Below are 15,285 nucleotides of genomic sequence, written 5' to 3' on the forward strand. Positions count from 1 at the left end.
TTGATGGCGTCGCGGCCTGCGCGGCATCAAACCATGCGATGGAAAACTCTTGTCGCGATGTGGGCGAAGGACGCGCGCGGCGACATCCGGCGGTTGTCCGGCGGCCGATGTACGCGCGCCGACGAAGACCTTGGCGCCGCCCATGGATTGCGTTCTATGCTTCGTGATCGGTTCGGCTTGGCCGCCCTTGCCAGCGAGTGTGTGGGAGACGCGCAACCGTGATGCAGAAGCTCTTCAGTGCAGCCCTCCTCGCGGCGAGCCTGCTCCTCTCCGCCTGTGAAGGGCCGGCGGCCGATCTGCCGCCTCTGCCCACGGGCGGGGCCGGCCCCTATCGCCTCGCTGCCGAGGACCAGATCCGGGTGACGGTCTTCGAGGACACGCGCCTCTCCGGCGAGTTCCGGGTCAGCGACTCCGGGACGGTCGCCATACCGCTGCTCGGGCCGGTCCAGGTGCGCGGTCTTACCGTCAGCGAGGCGGAAGCACGCATCCGGCGCGAATTCCAGCGGCGACAGCTGCTCCAGGATCCGGGAGTGGCGGTCCAGATCACCGAGTATCGGCCGATCTTCGTGCTCGGGATGGTCCAGCGTGGCGGTCAGTTCCCGTTCCAGCCGAACATGACGGTGCTCTCCGCCGTCGCGCTCGCCGGCGGGTTCAACTACCGGGCCGTGCAGGACGAGGTGTCGGTCACCCGCGTCGATTCCAATGGCACGAGCCGCGAATACAGGGCCGAACGCCCGTCGCTGCTTCAGCCCGGCGACGTCGTGATGGTGTTCGAGCGCCGCTTCTGACGAAGCACCCGCATCGCGCCGACGCGGCGCGGACAACCAGCGGGTGAGAGTGACGCGAAGTGAGTCGCGCCACTGCCTGGAAGATTTTTCGCCGCGCGACTTTGATGCCTTGGGGTGGTGCAAAGCAGCATCCCTTCCATGGACGGCATCCCCAATACCCCCACGGCGGCGGAACTCGAACGTTCGGTCGCGGCGCCCGCGAATGCTGACCGGCTCGGCACATTCGGCTTGCGCCAGGCGGGGCTTGCGGGCACGCAGAGATCCGAAGGCGCCAAGCGCGCGATGGATGTCGTGCTGACCGGCGGCTTGCTGCTGTTCCTGCTGCCGGTGATGGGCGTTGTCGCCCTGCTCATCCGCCTGGTGTCCGGGCCGCAGGTCATGGTCAGCCACCTACGTGTCGGACGCGGCGGCGCCTTGTTCCGCTGCCTCAAGTTCCGCAGCATGGTCCGCGACGCCGACCGCGTGCTGGCGGAGCACCTGGAACGCGACCCGGCCGCGTGCGCCGAGTGGCGCGAACGGCGCAAGCTGGCGCGTGACCCGCGCGTGACGCGGCTCGGGAACTTCCTTCGCCGCAGTTCGCTCGACGAATTGCCGCAGTTGTTCAACGTGCTGCGCGGCGAGATGAGCCTGGTCGGGCCCCGGCCCGTGGTCGCCGCGGAACTCGCCGAGCACTACCAGGGCGAGGCCGCGGTACTCTATTGCCGCGTGCGGCCGGGACTGACGGGGCTGTGGCAGGTCAGCGGCCGCAGCGGGCTTTCCTACGGCGATCGCGTGCAGCTCGACATGGAGTATGTGCGCCACGGTTCGATCATGATGGACCTGCGCATCCTGGGCCTCACTCCCTGGGCGGTGATCCGCGCGCGCGGCGCCTGCTGACGACACCGCGCCGTCAGGCGGGAACGAGCAATCCCTCCCGTTCCAGGACCTCCGCCGTCGCGGCGATGGTGCCGAAGGGCAGCCGGGCACGATCGGCGATGTCGAGCAGGCTCCTCGATCCGTCCGACTGGTTCAGCAGCCACAGCATCGCGAGGTTGCGCTTCGCCGCATTCGCATCGCCGCCGAGGGCGCCGTAGAGGCCGCGACGACCGAGCTGCGGCTCGCAGAAGGGCAGGGCGTTCCTCAGGCAGCGGTCCTTCTCGATCACCTCGATCGCAGCCTCGATCAGCTCGAGCGAGTGGGCGAGCATCTCCGGCCGCACGAAGTCGAGGTTGTCGGCCGAGGTGTGGTATTCGGGGAACTCGCCGAAAGGGCTCCTCTGCAGCATGCCGACAGGCAGGTCGAAGCCGGGCGAGCAGTACTGCCTTTCGTCATAGCCGTAGGGCGAGAAGTCCCGCACCTGCGCATCGGGCGCGAGGTGGCGCAGCACATGCGCCATCGCGACGTCGATCCCCGCGTCGCCGCGGCGGCTCCGCTTGTAGGTCGGCGCTCCGCAGTCGCCGACGCCGGCGATGACCAGCCCATGGCGGATCCGATCCGTCCGCTCCCGGTTGCGCGCGAGCCAGGTGATGGCACCGATGGTCCCGGGTGCGAAGAGGAAGCGATAGCTGAACCGCGTCCGCCGTCCGGCCATGCGCTCAGCCAGCCGCGCCAGCACCGCCATGCCGGAGCAATTGTCGTTGGCGAGCGAGGGGTGGCAGGAATGGGCGGACAGCAGCACCTCCTCCTCGGTCGCGCCGATATGGAGATGTTCGCCGTAGGTCAGGCTGCCGTCGACGAGCTCGCTGTCGATCCGCGCGTGGTAGGCGCCCTCCGGCAACGCCTCGAGCGCGTCATGCGACATGCAGAAGCCCCAGTTCTCGGCGTAGTAGGAGGTGCGGTAGGGAATGAGGCCGGGCTGGTCCGGCAGGGTGTGGATGTGCCGGCGCAGCTCGTGCAGCGGCAGCACCGCATCGACCGGGCCGCTGTAGCTGACGACGTGCAGCGTGCTGTCGCGCAGGCTCAGCACGCGCCGGCCAAGCGCATCCTCGATGAAGGCGTCGCGGATCCGCCACTCGCGGGGAACGGTCCAGTCGAAGACCTGCGTGCCGCTCGGCACTTCGTGGATGTCGAGCGGCAGGTGACGCGACAGGATCGCGAGGCTGCGCCGCACCCCGTCGCCGGTGATGCTGCGGCAGATCGGAAACAGCTCCGCCACCAGCGCATGAAGTGCCGCGCCGAGGGCCTCCGCCGCAGGCGAGGCCGAGGCGCAGGCCCTGTCGGTCATTCGGCGGCGAGAGGGGCCGCCTGCGCCTGCCCGTCCCCCTGCTGGCGACGCCGCAGGTCAGGCCCCAGCACGCCTTCGGCCACCAGCATGCGGATATGGCCGATGCGCTGGTAGCGTGGCCCCTCGAAGGCCTCGAGGTCGAGGTCGGAGGAACTGTAGGCGGCGTAGAGCTGCTCGGCGCCGCGGCGGACATCCCATTGCGGACGGAAATCCGGCAGGTGCCGAGTGATCTTCGAGAAGTCCACGCGGTAGGAGCGGAGGTCCGGGCCGGCATCGGGCGCGATCTCGATGCGGCAGCCGGGGACGACCTCGGCGACGACCTCGGCGATCTCCCGGATGCGGTAGTTGTGCGCCGTCTGACCGACGTTGAAGGCCTGGTTGAACACGGCCTCCTCGGGCGCGGCGAGGGCCGCGATGAAGGCGCGCGAGATGTCCTCGATATGCACGATGGGCCGCCAGGGCGAGCCATCCGACTTGAGCAGGATGCTCCCCGTCGTCACCGCCCAGGCCACGAGGTTGTTGAGCACGATGTCGAAGCGGATGCGCGGCGACAGTCCATAGGCGGTGGCAGGGCGCAGGAAGCTCGGGCAGAATCCGTCGCCGGCAAGCGCCGAGATTCCCTGTTCCGACAGGACCTTCGAACGGCCATAGGCGGTCACGGGATTCAGCGCGCCGGTCTCGTCCAGCATGCCCTCGCCGGCCTTGCCGTAGTTCGAGCAGGAGGAGGCGAAGAGAAAGCGGCGCACGCCGGCGCGCTTCGCGAGATCGGCCAGCCGCACGCTGCCGCGATGGTTGATCGCGTAGGTGCATTCCTCGTCGAGGTTGCCGAGGGGGTCGTTCGAGAGGGCGGCGAGATGGATCACCGCATCGAAGCCCGCCAGATCGTCCGCCTCCACGTCGCGCACGTCCCTGGCGATGGTCGGGACAGGGACGATCGGCCCGCCGGCCTCGTAGGTGCAGCGCTCGTACAGCCCGCTGTCGAGACCGGTCACGTCATGCCCGGCGTCGAGCAGCATGGGCGTCATCACGGTGCCGATGTAGCCGAGATGACCCGTGATGAGGACCTTCATGATGCCACTCCTCGGGCTTGCGTTGGCTGCAGAGTGCTGCCCGCCGGGGCGCCGGGAGAACGGCCCGATGCAAGAAAGATTTCGCTGGATCGCGTTGTGCTGCCGCTTCGTGGCGTGAACCGCGCCGTGCAAGCCGGGTGCGGCGACAGCCGCAGGTAGAAATTCGCCGCGCCGAACGGCGATGTGGCCGCGTGAGAAGCGCGGCGTGCGCAGCGAACGGGGTCTCTGCGTGCGCAGGATGCAGCCGCGCATCGCTGTTCAACCCTGCGGCAATGACGGATGTCAGTGTCGCCGGCGAGCACTGCGAAGATGGTCCCCTTGCACCGCGCGATGGCTCGATGAGCCGGCGCAGGGGTGCGAGGAGATGGGACGGCCATGGTCCAAGCAGGTCCGGAAACGGGAGTCCGAGGCACCTCCGAGAGCGGCGGCGCCTCCCAGCAGGAGCGCGACGCCCGCTTCAGGACCTTCCGCGAAGGCGCCTTCGTCTCGGCCTTCCTCCGCAACGCGCCGATGCAGCGCTTCTGGCTGTCGGATCTGAGGCGATCCTACCTATTCCTCTATCTCATCCGGGAGTCCGCCTGGATGCGCGGCGGGCAGGTGGGCCGCTTCCCCTTCGCGCTCGTGGCGATGCGCTCGCATCTCTCGATCGCGCGCGCCTCCCAGCTGCTCGAGATCGGCTGCGCCACCGGCGACTTCCGGCGGCAGCGCGACCCGCGGGATGCGCGGCAGTATGTCTTCGAGCCGAGCGAGAAGGCGATCGCGCTCTTCGAGCAACTCGTCGCCGACTTTCACGCGGAGGCGCCCGCGCTGATCGGGCGGCCGCGCCTGCAGGGTTCGGCGAGCCTCGACCGGCGCGCGCAGATGCAGTTCATCGATTCCGTGCTGCGCTTCCTCGGCGGTCTCAACCTCGGGGATCGCGGCGTCGGCAGTCTCAGCTTCATGCTCGCGATGCTCGACCTCCATCTGCACAGCCCCCTCGCCACGACCGACCTGATCCGGCGCGAGGCCGATCGGCTGAACGTGACCTGCGTCACCATCCGCAACCTGCTGCGGCGCGCCGAGGAGCGCGACTGGTTGCGGCGTGACCGGCGCATGCTCTCGCTGAGCGAGCAGGGGAAGCGGCGCATTGCTGCGGCCATGGATGCCTTCGAGTGCCTCGTCGAGGAGGTTCTCGACATCGCCGCGCCGCCTGCCGCGCCAGGGCTGGAGCGGCCGCTCGGATGGCGGCGGGCACCGGGCGCCTGGCGGCGCCTCGACCAGGGAAGGTAAGGACGTGGAGATGGACACCCAGTATCGCAGCTTCGCGACGTCGAGGCGGCTCCGGCGAACCGCGCACCGCCTTGTCCCTGGTGGCTGCCACACCTATGCGAAGGGCGACGACCAGTATCCGGTGCTCGCGCCGGGATTCATCGCGCGCGGATCGGGCTGCCGCGTCTGGGATGCGGACGGCAACCAGTACATCGAATACGGCATGGGCAATCGCGCAGTGGGGCTCGGCCACGCCTGGCCGGAGGTGGTGGAGGCCGCGCGTGAATGGCTCGCGCACGGGGCGAATTTCACGCGCCCGGCTGCGATCGAGGTGGAGTGCGCCGAGCAGTTCCTCGAGCTGATCGCCGGCGCCGAGATGGTCAAGTTCTGCAAGGACGGTTCGGACGCGACGTCCGGCGCCATGCGCCTCGCGCGGGCATGGACGGGCCGGGATCTCATCGCCATCTGCACCGACCATCCGTTCTTCTCCACCGACGACTGGTTCATCGGCACCACCCCGGTCGATGCCGGCATCCCGGAGGTGGTGAAGCGCCTCACGCTCGGCTTCCGCTACAACGACATCGCGAGCGTCGAGACCCTGTTCCGCGACCACCCGGGCCAGATCGCCGCGCTCATCCTGGAGCCGTCCCGGGGCGAGGATCCGGTCGACGACTTCCTGCACCATGTCCGCCGTCTCTGCACGCAGCACGGCGCTCTGCTCGTGCTGGACGAGATGATCACCGGCTTCCGCTGGCACCTCGCCGGCGCCCAGAAGCTCTATGGCGTGGAGCCGGACCTCAGCACCTTCGGCAAGGCCATGGGCAACGGCTTCTCGATTTCCGCGCTCGCCGGCAAGCGGGAGATCATGAGCCTCGGTGGCCTCGAACAGACCGAGCGGCCGCGCGTCTTCCTGCTCTCGACCACGCATGGCGCGGAAACCCACGCCATGGCCGCGGCCATCGCGAACATGCAGATCTACCGGCGCGAGCCGGTGATCGAGCATCTGCACCGGCAGGGCGCCGCCCTGCGCGCCCATGCCGAGCAGGCGATCCGGCGCCACGGGCTGCAGGACCATGTCCGCATCGTCGGCCGCAGCTGCTGCCTCGCCTATGCCACACTCGATGCCGATGGGAGGCCGTCCCAGGCCTTCCGCTCGCTCTTCCTGCAGGAGACGATCCGGCGCGGTGTGCTCATGCCCTCGCTCGTCGTCAGCTACGCGCACCAGGACGAGGACATCGTGCGCACGGTCGATGCCATCGACGGCGCCCTCGGCGTCTATCGCAGGGCGCTGGAGGACGGTGTCGAGCACCACCTGATCGGCCGGCCTTCGCAGGTCGTCTACCGGCGGTTCAACACGCCCGGGGCCGTGCCGGCGGATCTCGGCGCCGCGCGCGCATGATGGCCGTGTTCGGCCGCCGCGCCGCGCTGGGCAGTGCACTCGGCATCGCCGTGTCGCCGGCGGCCCATGCCGAGCCGGCGCCGCCGGCGCCCGCCTTCCCCCTGCGCGTTGCGGCCAGCCGCCGCCACATCGAGGACAGCAACGGACAGCCTTTCCTGCTGCACGGTGACACCGCCTGGTCCATCATTGTCCAGCTGCGGATCGAGGAGGCGGAGGAGTACCTGCGCGATCGGCGTGCGCGCGGCTTCAACACCATCCTGGTCAACCTGATCGAGCACAAATACGCTGCGCGCGCGCCGGCCAACATCTATGGCGATCCGCCCTTCCGTCGCCCCGGGGATTTCGGAAGCCCGAACGAGGCGTATTTCGCGCACGCGGACCGCGTGCTCGAAAGGGCCGCGGCACACGGCTTCCTTGTCCTGCTGGCGCCTGCCTACATCGGCTATCGCGGTGGGGACGAAGGATGGTATCGCGCGATGCTGTCTGCCGGCGAGGCGCGGCTGCGCGCCTATGGCGAATTTGTGGGCCGGCGCTACGGAAACCGCGGCAACATCATGTGGGTACATGCCGGTGACTTCGATCCGCCGGAGCGTGCGTCCGTCCTTGCAGTCGCCGATGGCATCCGGCGGCACGAGCGCATCGCCCTGCACACGGCCCATTGCGCGCCCGAGACCGCCGCGGCCGAGTTCTGGGGCGACATGCCATGGCTCGATGTCGACACCCTCTACACCTATCGCGCGGTCTACCGCGCCGCGCTGCGGGCCGAGCTGCGACGGCCACGCCGCCCCTTCTTCCTCATCGAGAGCACCTACGAGCATGAGCACGGCGTGAATGAGGAAGGGCTACGGACCCAGGCCTACCAGGCCCTGCTCGGCGGCGCATTCGGCCAGGTCTTCGGCAACAACCCGATCTGGCACTTCGGCACGCCTGGCGCACGTGATGCGCCGGTGACCTGGCGCCAGGCGCTGGGCGGCACTGGCACGCGCGGCATGGAACATCTGCTGCGCTTCTTCGCCCGCATCCCGTGGTGGCTTCTGGAGCCGGACATTGCGAATGCCCTGCTGCCCGAGCCCGCCGGCGCTGACGGCTCGCGGCAGACGGCGGCCCGGACGCGGGACGGCACATTGGCCCTGGTGCACGTGCCTTCCGGGGCGGCGGCGACGCTCGCCCCGGGCCGCATGGCAGGACCGGCGCTCACCGGCAGGTGGTTCGACCCGTCGGACGGCACCTACACGGGATCGATGGAGGCACGGGTCCAGGGCGGCGGAGGCGGACGCATCCGCTTCGGGCCCCCGGGACGCAATCGTTCGGGTTTCAGGGACTGGGTTCTGGAGGTGTCGAGCCATGCCGGGTGAAGCTCTCGACACTGCGGGGAACAGCATCGGCCGGAGGGCCGGAGCCAGCACCGGCATCGCTTCGGGGCGCCGCCCGAGGATCGCGCTGCTAGGGCAGTTCGGCGCCGGCAATCTCGGCAACGACGCATCGCTCGAAGCGATGCTCCGGATGATCCGGACGCGCATTCCCGGCGCGGGCGTGACGGTCATCTGCAGCCGGCCGGATATCGTCTCCGAGACATTCGGCCTGCCGGCCGTCGCATGGATCGGTACGCCGCCGCAGAGCAGGCTCCTGCAGCGGCTGAACGGGCTTCTCCTGAAGGTTCCGCACAAGCTTCTCGCGCCGTCGCGGGCGGCCGGCGCGCTCCGTGGCTGCGATGTGCTGGTCGTGCCCGGCACCGGCTTCCTGGACGATTTCGGCGAACGTGCCGCGGGCGGTCCCTTTGCCATCCTCAGCTGGGTCCTTGCCGCGCGGCTGATGCGATGCAGGGTCGTGATGGCCAGCATCGGCGCCGGTCCCATCCATTCGCGCGCGAGCCGGATCCTCATGATGGCCGCTGCACGGCTGGCGCATCACCTGACCTTCCGCGATGCGGCCTCGCGCGACTTCGTGGTCCGCCACGCGCATGTGCGGCGTCCGCTTGCGGTCTATCCCGACCTTGCCTTTGCGCTCCCGGCCGAGTTGCAGGAGCCGCCCGCCGGGGCGCGGCCGCTCGCGCTCGGCGTCATGCGCTACCGCGGGTGGGGCAACGAGGACGGCAGCATCTATCGCACCTACATCGCGAAGCTGGCGCGCTTCGCCCGCGGCGCGATCGAAGGCGGGCGACGGGTTCGCCTGGTCATCGGCGAGGCGGGTGACGAGGAGGCCGTGCGCGACCTTCGCTCCGCGCTTGCCGCAGCCGGCGGCGAGCGCCTGCTCGATGCCACGGAATACGCTGCCGCGCATGACATCCACGATGTCATCCGCCAGATGGCGGGCGCGGAACTCGCCGTCGCGACGCGCTTCCACAACGTCGTCGGCGCCCTGATGGCCGGAACGCCCGTCATCTCGTTGAGCTACGGGGCCAAGAACGACATCCTGCTGACCGACATGGGGCTCGGCGCCTTCTGCGCCCATGTCGAGACCTTCGATCCGGACTGGCTGGCCGAACGTGTCATGGCGCTCGCCGCGGAGCGGGAACGGCACGCCGCCATCATCCGCGAGCGCACGGCGGCGTATCGCACGGCGCTCTCGGAACAGAGCGACGTGCTCTGCGCCCTGATCGGGGGCGGCGGCGCCAATGGCGCGCCGGGACCGACGCGATGAGGCTACGGCGCGCCCTCGCGCTCTCGGCGGCGGATCGATATGTCTCGATGGTGATCGGCGCACTCGTCATCGCGGCGGTCTCGCGCATCCTCTCCCCGGAGGAGGTGGGCGTCACCGTCCTCGGCATGACGCTGTTTGCGCTCGTGGACCTCGTCCGGGACATTCCCACCACCTACCTGGTCCAGCGCCATGAGGTGACCGGCGCAACCACGCGCGCCGCCTTCACCGTCATGCTGGGCATCTCCGCCGTGGCAGCGGCGATCGTCTTCCTCGCCGCTCCCGCCCTGGCGGCGTACCAGGGAGAAGAGGGCCTCACCGGCTTCTTCAGGGTGCTGGCCCTCGCGCTGCTTCTCGGCCCCTTCGAGCGCCCGTTGACCGCGTTGCTCCGCCGTGAGCTGGCCTTCGGCCGCGTCGCCCTGGTCAATGTCACGAGCGTCGTGGCGAACGCTGTCCTGATGGTCGGACTGGCGCTGCTTGGCTTCAGCTACATGGCCTTTGCCTGGGCGCTGGTCGGGTCGGGCCTGGTGACGCTGGTGGTCGCGCACGCTGTCGGCGATCGGCGACACGTGATCGGACTGACGCGCCGCGGATGGACCGAGGCGCTGCGGATCGGGGGAGCCTCGGGCCTCTGGGGCCTGATCTCCCGGCTCACCGATACTGTCCCGCACATCGTCTTCGGCGCGCATGGAATGCTTGCGACAGTGGGCCTGTACGGACGTGCGCAGACCGTGGCCGACATGCCCGGAAAGCTGCTCCTCGCGGCCATCTGGCCGGTCGCACTGCCTGCGCTGGCTGCGCGGCAGAGGGGTGGGGAGGGCCTCAAGGGCCCGGTTCTCAATGCCATCGGCCTGTTGAGCGCCGTGCAATGGCCGGCGCTGCTCGTGCTCGCATGCCTGGCCCATCCGGCGACGCTGATCCTTCTCGGCCCGCAGTGGCTGTCCGTCGTGCCGGTGGTCCAGGTCATGCTGGTCGCGAGGCTCCTCGCGCCGATCGATGTCGTCGTCTATCCCGTTCTCATGGCGCAGGGCAGGACGCTGCGGCTGCTGATGTCGGTCGTGCTTCCGATGCCGGTCTACGTGATGGTGATCGTGCTTGCGGCACCGCACGGGCTGATGGCTGTGGCGCTGTCCTTCCTCGTGCTGGTGCCGCTCTATTCGGTCGTCGGGTACGTCTGCATCCGCGGGCCGCTCGCGCTCGGCCTGGCGGATCTGGCGAGGGCACTGGGCAAGAGCGCGGTGGCCGCGGGCGGCGCCGTCGCCGGACCTGCCGTGGTGCTGGCGATGGAAGGGTTCCGTTTCGACATCTCGATCCCCATGGCGATGCTGTCGGGGATCCTCGCCTGCGCCGGATGGAGTGCGGCGCTCGCCGCGACGGGGCACCCGCTGTGGGCCGAGCTGAAGCGCTCCTTCGACGTCGTGCGGCATCGGACTGCCCCCCACTTCGGAGCAAGACCGTGAACCACATCGCGACGGGATCATGCCCCGAAACCGCGCTGCGCAGCCCGCTCGTTGCGGACATGTCGCTGGCTCTCATCAACCGGACCGGCGCCTACCATGTCTGCCGCGAGATCGCCGACGGCTGCGCCGACCTGATCAGCGCGAGGCGGTTCTGGCGGTTGCGGCGCCAACTGGCACCGGAGCGCAATTTCCGCCGCGTCCTCGCTCGGCTCATGCTCTTCGAGATCGGCCATCCATCGCTGGGAAGCTGGCTGCCGGCGCGGCGGCGGCCGGACGAGGCCGTGCTCTACATGGATCCGCTCTACGTCATGAGCGAGGTGCCCCGGGCGAGCGACATCGTCCTGTGCCACGACATGGGTCCGGTGACCCATCCGGAGCTCTTCGGCGCGCCGACCGAGGAGAGCTACCGGAAGGCGTTCGAACTCATCCGCCTCGGCCGCCCGGGCATGGTGTTCGTGAGCGAGGCGTCGAAGGACGCCTTCACCACTCTCTACGGCACGGACTACCCGTTCCTCGAGGTCATCCCGCTGTTCGTCAGGACCTTGGACAGATCGGATGAAGGGCGGCCGCCGCAGGGGGTGACGAAGCCGTTCCTGCTGACTGTCGGCGCCTTGGACCGCCGCAAGAACCATGTGCGGAGCCTGCGGGCCTTCACCGCTGCCGGCCTCGCCCGGGAGGGCTATTCCTACGTCTTCTGCGGACCGCGCGGCAATGCGGCGGAGGAGGTCCTCGCCGAGGCCCGCGAAACACCGGGCACCATCCGCCTTGGCTATGTCGACGACGCGGAGTTGCACTGGCTCTACCGCAATGCCGCCGGCTTTGTCCTGCCCAGCCTTCTCGAAGGCTTCGGCATGCCCGCGCTGGAAGCGGCCCAGCATGGCCTGCTCTCCGTCGTCGGCACCGGCGCTGCGCAGCGCGAAGCGGTCGGGGAGGGGGCGATCTTCGTCGATGCCTCATCGGTCGACGGCATAGCCGAGGGACTGCGCCAGCTCACGCACATGGATGCCGCCGAGCGCGAAAGGCGCGTCGCCCTGGCGCGGGATCATGCGCGCGCGCTGACGCGGGAACGCTTCATCACATCGTGGCGGAGCCTGCTTGGGGCCACGCCTGCCCACAGCCAGGGGTGACATGGAATGCCGCGGTCGCAGAGCCGTAGGGATACGAAGGCAATGGCCACGCCGCCCGCCCGCCGCACGAATGCGACGGCCATGGAGGCGCGCATCTCCGCGTGCGAGACGCCTGCCACGCGGTCCGCGCCGGCGGGCAGCCCACGCCGCGGCGCCTGCCGGCCTCTCCCACGCCCCGCGGCATGGGCGGAGCCAGCCGTCGCACACCCTGGTCCGCCGAATCGTGCGGGCGCGGATCGCTTTCCATACCTGTTGCGCGCGCGTCGGCTGGAGTCGATCCGGGGCTGCTGGCCCGCACCTGGTGCCCGCGAGGACGACACGCCATGCTGAGCATCGCCATCTGCACGCATGACCGCTCGGCCGATGTGCGCATCTGTCTCGAGCACCTTCATCCCCAGATCGACTTCGCCGCCGCGGAGCTTCTGATCATCGACAGCGGCTGCTCCGCCGCCGAGGCATCCGCACTTGCCCGCGCGACGGAGGCATTCCCCGGCGCCCGTCTCATTCGGATCGCCGTGCCGGGCCTGTCCCGCGCGCGCAACGCCGCGGTGGGCGCCGCGCGTGGCGAGTGGGTCGCCTTCCTGGACGACGACGCCGTTCCCGAGGCCGGTTGGTTCGGCCATGCCATGCGCCTCGTTGCGGCTGCCCCTGACCGCTGCGGGATCATCGGCGGGACCGTCTTGCCCCTGTTTCCCGAGGGCTCAGACCCGCGGATCGGCCGGCGCTGGCGCCAATACCTATCGCTGGTCGAGCAGCCGGATGAGGCTCTGCTGGCGGCGGACGTATCGGTGTGTGGCGCCAATGCGATCTACCGACGCGCTTGCCTCGCCGACTGCGGCGGCTTTCCCGAATCGCTGGGACGGGTCGGAACCCGGCTGCTGAGCGGGGAGGAAAAGCTCGTCCAGGAGATCGCCATGCGTCGCGGCTGGACGGCGGCGCGATCGCACCTGCTGCGGGCCGGACACCGGATCCCGGTCGACCGCCTCGGACGGGACTGGGCCGCGCGCAGGGCCTATTGGGATGGTCTCAGCGACGAACGCATCAGCTTCCTCATCGGCCCCCGTACGACGGGAACCGAGGCAGCCGCGCTTGCGGCCCGCGCCGCGATCCTTGGACTCCTCTATCCCATCGCGCCGGCTGGGCAGGAATTCGACCTGCGCTTCTGGTATGCCATCGGACGCCTGCGCGAATGGCTGAACGGTCCCCCGCGGCAGACCGCAGGTTCCGATGACCCGGTCATCGCGGTCGCGGTGCCTGCGGGGCGCGAGGCCGGCGGCAAGCTGCGCTGAGCGCGGATGGTGACAGGCCCGCTCGCGATGAACTGCCGAGGGTGCCAGGCAGCAACGATCAGATCTTTGCCCGTGACGTCCCGAGGCCGGCCGCGGCATCGGGGAACCGACGACGCGGTGCGCCGACATGCGCGCGGCGGCCCCGTACGGCATGGAGCACCCAATCGGCCAGCGCGGCCGCGAAATCGGGAAGGCCGGCTTCGTCGCCGCGCAGGCGCAGTGCGCGGAGGTGCCGGTCGCAGATCTCCTTGCCGCCGGGCCTGATCCGCAGCATGAGCAGCCGGCGCAGGAAATGGCGCCGGAATGCATCCCTGCAATGCAGGTATTCCCGATGGCCCAGCGCATGGGAGAAGTGCCGGTCCAGCAGGAGCAGCCATTCCGCGTGGTACGAGAGATCACGCCCGCTCACGGTCTGCGTCGTGCTGCCCTCATGCTGTCGCCAGTAGAGCAGCTCCTCGTGGACGAACCCGTACTTGCCGAGCGCACAGGCGCGGATGTTGGCATCCGTGTCGAAGGATATGATCGTCGGATCGTAGAAATCCGCGTCCGGGCGGATGAGCGACCGCCGGAACAGGACGTTCATGCCCGAGAGAACCATGGTCTCCCGGCGGAAGTAGCGCCGGAGCATCTCGTCGCCGGCAAAGATGCTCCGCTCCTTCGGCAACTCCTCGCCGCACAGCCCGTCCGCGCGCCACTGGCAGCCGACGAGCTGCACATCGGGGCTCGACTGGGCCACCTCCACCAGGCGGCCGATCGCATGCGGGGCGAGGATGTCGTCCGCGCAGAGGAGCCAGAAATAGCTCGCCTCCTCGGGGACGCGGCGGACCACGGCGTTCCAGTTGTCGGCCATCGGCCGGGTCGTCGCGGAACGCTCGCTCAGGACCGGCACGCGCCGGCCCTCGAAGCGCGCGATGATGTCCGGCGTCGCGTCCGTGCTGGCATTGTCCTGCACGACGTGAACGAGGTTCGGATAGTCCAGGGCCTGGACGCATTCCATCGTCTTCGCGAGGTACTTCTCGCCGTTGAAGACGGGCGTGGCGATGGCCACCAGCGGCATGGAGGGATCGCAGTCCTCGTGCGCCCAGCCCGGCGACGTCTGGGCAGATCGGCCGGTCCTGCCGCTGGCCGTTCTTGAAGTTCCGACGTTCACGTGTGCACCGCCTCGGCAAAGTCCCGCCAGTTCCGGTCCTTCTCCGAGATCTCGGTGATCGGCAGCGGCCATGCGATGCCGAAGGCCGGATCGTCGTGCCGAACGCCCGTCGCCGCGGCCGGCGCATGGAACTCGGATATCAGGTAGGAAACCTCGGTATCCGGCTCGAGCGTCTGGAAGCCGTGCGCGAAGCCTTTCGGCACGTAGAGGGACCGGCGGTTCGCTGCCGTCAGGTCATAGCCCTCCCAGCGACGATAGGTCGGGGAGCGCGGCCGGAGGTCGATCAGCACGTCGCGGACCGCGCCCTTCGTGCAGGTGACAACCTTCACCTCGGCGTAGGGACCTCGCTGGAAGTGCATGCCGCGCAGGGTTCCGCGTGCCGCCGAGTGGGACAGGCTGTGCTGGACGAAGGCGGTCTCCAGGCCCTGCGCGCCGAACTCGCGCACGCAGAAGGTGCGCGCGAAGAAACCACGCGAATCATGCGCGGGTTCGGGCTCGACGATCACCACGCCGTCGAGAGCGGTCGGGATGAACCGCATGCAGGCCTCTTCGAATGTCCGGCAGGATCCTACGGGTCGCGGGCCGAAGCAGGCCGTGCACTGCGCGAAAACTTCTTCGCCATTCCCCGAGGTTCACCCGTCGCTGCCGGCTGCGGCGCATGCTTCGTCATCGCCGCGACGCGACGAGGCGCGACGACCCCTGCGCGAGGATCGCCGGCATGGTGCCCGAGCAGGTGGTGGCGGGAATGGCCGCAGGCCGCGGCGCGCGTGATGTCACGTCGTGCTGCCGCGCGTGGGTGGTCGGCGCGCTGCAGCCCTCAGCGCGCCTCCGCCCGGAAGGCGGAAAAGTTTTCGGCTGCCGGGCGGGCATCGGGCGCGCCTCTTCGCTCTGATGCTGCAGGCGCGTCGCGCCAT

Annotated in this window: 14 protein-coding genes; 10 read left to right on the top strand and 4 right to left on the bottom strand. The window is 69.5% G+C overall.

Annotated elements, in window-relative coordinates; all coding sequences use genetic code 11:
- Nucleotides 1-221 precede the first annotated feature (221 nt).
- Nucleotides 222-788, top strand: coding sequence for a polysaccharide biosynthesis/export family protein (locus tag GXW74_RS01015; protein WP_211844404.1), 567 nt, complete (start codon nucleotides 222-224; stop codon nucleotides 786-788).
- A 138-nt stretch (nucleotides 789-926) separates the two neighbouring features.
- Nucleotides 927-1,664: a sugar transferase gene (locus GXW74_RS01020; protein WP_211844405.1), complete on the top strand. Its 738-nt coding sequence runs from the start codon at nucleotides 927-929 to the stop codon at nucleotides 1,662-1,664.
- A 13-nt stretch (nucleotides 1,665-1,677) separates the two neighbouring features.
- Here the strand turns inward: GXW74_RS01020 and GXW74_RS01025 are convergent, their stop codons facing one another.
- Both GXW74_RS01025 and GXW74_RS01030 read right to left on the bottom strand, forming a co-directional pair.
- Entirely contained in the window at nucleotides 1,678-2,991 is a 1,314-nt protein-coding gene (locus GXW74_RS01025) for a DUF4910 domain-containing protein (protein WP_246522709.1), read from the bottom strand.
- Nucleotides 2,988-4,061, bottom strand: coding sequence for an NAD-dependent epimerase/dehydratase family protein (locus GXW74_RS01030; protein WP_211844406.1), 1,074 nt, complete (start codon nucleotides 4,059-4,061; stop codon nucleotides 2,988-2,990). Before GXW74_RS01030 ends, GXW74_RS01025 begins: the two co-directional genes overlap by 4 nt.
- A gap of 375 nt (nucleotides 4,062-4,436) precedes the next feature.
- On the opposite strand from GXW74_RS01030, the gene GXW74_RS01035 reads away from it, so the two are divergent.
- From GXW74_RS01035 to GXW74_RS01065, 7 genes are all read left to right on the top strand, one after another.
- Nucleotides 4,437-5,330: a helix-turn-helix domain-containing protein gene (locus tag GXW74_RS01035; protein WP_211844407.1), complete on the top strand. Its 894-nt coding sequence runs from the start codon at nucleotides 4,437-4,439 to the stop codon at nucleotides 5,328-5,330.
- Between the two features lie 10 nt (nucleotides 5,331-5,340).
- Nucleotides 5,341-6,708, top strand: coding sequence for a glutamate-1-semialdehyde 2,1-aminomutase (locus GXW74_RS01040; protein ID WP_211844408.1), 1,368 nt, complete (start codon nucleotides 5,341-5,343; stop codon nucleotides 6,706-6,708).
- Entirely contained in the window at nucleotides 6,705-8,063 is a 1,359-nt protein-coding gene (locus GXW74_RS01045; RefSeq protein ID WP_211844409.1) for an apiosidase-like domain-containing protein, read from the top strand. Before GXW74_RS01040 ends, GXW74_RS01045 begins: the two co-directional genes overlap by 4 nt.
- A complete protein-coding gene (locus tag GXW74_RS01050; protein ID WP_211844410.1) occupies nucleotides 8,053-9,348 on the top strand; it encodes a polysaccharide pyruvyl transferase family protein in 1,296 nt (431 codons plus the stop codon). Before GXW74_RS01045 ends, GXW74_RS01050 begins: the two co-directional genes overlap by 11 nt.
- Nucleotides 9,345-10,805 (top strand): oligosaccharide flippase family protein, encoded by a 1,461-nt coding sequence (locus tag GXW74_RS01055; protein ID WP_211844411.1) that lies wholly within the window; start codon nucleotides 9,345-9,347, stop codon nucleotides 10,803-10,805. Before GXW74_RS01050 ends, GXW74_RS01055 begins: the two co-directional genes overlap by 4 nt.
- Nucleotides 10,802-11,932 carry a glycosyltransferase family 4 protein gene (locus GXW74_RS28550; protein ID WP_211844412.1) on the top strand — a complete coding sequence of 377 codons (1,131 nt, stop codon included), beginning with the start codon at nucleotides 10,802-10,804 and terminating at the stop codon, nucleotides 11,930-11,932. Before GXW74_RS01055 ends, GXW74_RS28550 begins: the two co-directional genes overlap by 4 nt.
- Nucleotides 11,933-12,255: 323 nt before the next feature.
- Nucleotides 12,256-13,221, top strand: a complete 966-nt coding sequence (locus GXW74_RS01065) for a glycosyltransferase family 2 protein (protein ID WP_211844413.1) — start codon at nucleotides 12,256-12,258, stop codon at nucleotides 13,219-13,221.
- A 58-nt stretch (nucleotides 13,222-13,279) separates the two neighbouring features.
- Here GXW74_RS01065 and GXW74_RS01070 read toward each other — a convergent pair whose 3' ends face one another.
- Complete coding sequence (locus tag GXW74_RS01070; protein WP_211844414.1) at nucleotides 13,280-14,278, bottom strand: glycosyltransferase; 999 nt, start codon at nucleotides 14,276-14,278, stop codon at nucleotides 13,280-13,282.
- A gap of 89 nt (nucleotides 14,279-14,367) precedes the next feature.
- Nucleotides 14,368-14,910, bottom strand: a complete 543-nt coding sequence (rfbC, locus tag GXW74_RS01075; RefSeq protein ID WP_211844415.1) for a dTDP-4-dehydrorhamnose 3,5-epimerase — start codon at nucleotides 14,908-14,910, stop codon at nucleotides 14,368-14,370.
- A gap of 179 nt (nucleotides 14,911-15,089) precedes the next feature.
- Between rfbC and GXW74_RS01080 the strand changes: the two genes are divergently transcribed.
- Nucleotides 15,090-15,263 carry an MBT domain-containing protein gene (locus GXW74_RS01080; RefSeq protein ID WP_211844416.1) on the top strand — a complete coding sequence of 58 codons (174 nt, stop codon included), beginning with the start codon at nucleotides 15,090-15,092 and terminating at the stop codon, nucleotides 15,261-15,263.
- Nucleotides 15,264-15,285 lie beyond the last annotated feature (22 nt).

This window comes from Neoroseomonas eburnea (assembly GCF_018129005.1).
In the GTDB taxonomy this organism is placed as follows: domain Bacteria; phylum Pseudomonadota; class Alphaproteobacteria; order Acetobacterales; family Acetobacteraceae; genus Neoroseomonas; species Neoroseomonas eburnea.

What these genes read in the sequence shown, in the direction of transcription:
- GXW74_RS01035 (WP_211844407.1), top strand. Translation starts at nt 4,437, where the DNA reads ATGGTCCAAGCAGGTCCGGAAACGGGAGTCCGAGGCACCTCCGAGAGC.
- GXW74_RS01025 (WP_246522709.1), bottom strand. Translation starts at nt 2,991, where the DNA reads ATGACCGACAGGGCCTGCGCCTCGGCCTCGCCTGCGGCGGAGGCCCTC.
- GXW74_RS01070 (WP_211844414.1), bottom strand. Translation starts at nt 14,278, where the DNA reads ATGCCGCTGGTGGCCATCGCCACGCCCGTCTTCAACGGCGAGAAGTAC.
- GXW74_RS01015 (WP_211844404.1), top strand. Translation starts at nt 222, where the DNA reads ATGCAGAAGCTCTTCAGTGCAGCCCTCCTCGCGGCGAGCCTGCTCCTC.
- rfbC (WP_211844415.1), bottom strand. Translation starts at nt 14,910, where the DNA reads ATGCGGTTCATCCCGACCGCTCTCGACGGCGTGGTGATCGTCGAGCCC.
- GXW74_RS01030 (WP_211844406.1), bottom strand. Translation starts at nt 4,061, where the DNA reads ATGAAGGTCCTCATCACGGGTCATCTCGGCTACATCGGCACCGTGATG.
- GXW74_RS01020 (WP_211844405.1), top strand. Translation starts at nt 927, where the DNA reads ATGGACGGCATCCCCAATACCCCCACGGCGGCGGAACTCGAACGTTCG.
- GXW74_RS01055 (WP_211844411.1), top strand. Translation starts at nt 9,345, where the DNA reads ATGAGGCTACGGCGCGCCCTCGCGCTCTCGGCGGCGGATCGATATGTC.
- GXW74_RS01080 (WP_211844416.1), top strand. Translation starts at nt 15,090, where the DNA reads ATGGTGCCCGAGCAGGTGGTGGCGGGAATGGCCGCAGGCCGCGGCGCG.
- GXW74_RS01050 (WP_211844410.1), top strand. Translation starts at nt 8,053, where the DNA reads ATGCCGGGTGAAGCTCTCGACACTGCGGGGAACAGCATCGGCCGGAGG.
- GXW74_RS01040 (WP_211844408.1), top strand. Translation starts at nt 5,341, where the DNA reads ATGGACACCCAGTATCGCAGCTTCGCGACGTCGAGGCGGCTCCGGCGA.
- GXW74_RS01065 (WP_211844413.1), top strand. Translation starts at nt 12,256, where the DNA reads ATGCTGAGCATCGCCATCTGCACGCATGACCGCTCGGCCGATGTGCGC.
- GXW74_RS01045 (WP_211844409.1), top strand. Translation starts at nt 6,705, where the DNA reads ATGATGGCCGTGTTCGGCCGCCGCGCCGCGCTGGGCAGTGCACTCGGC.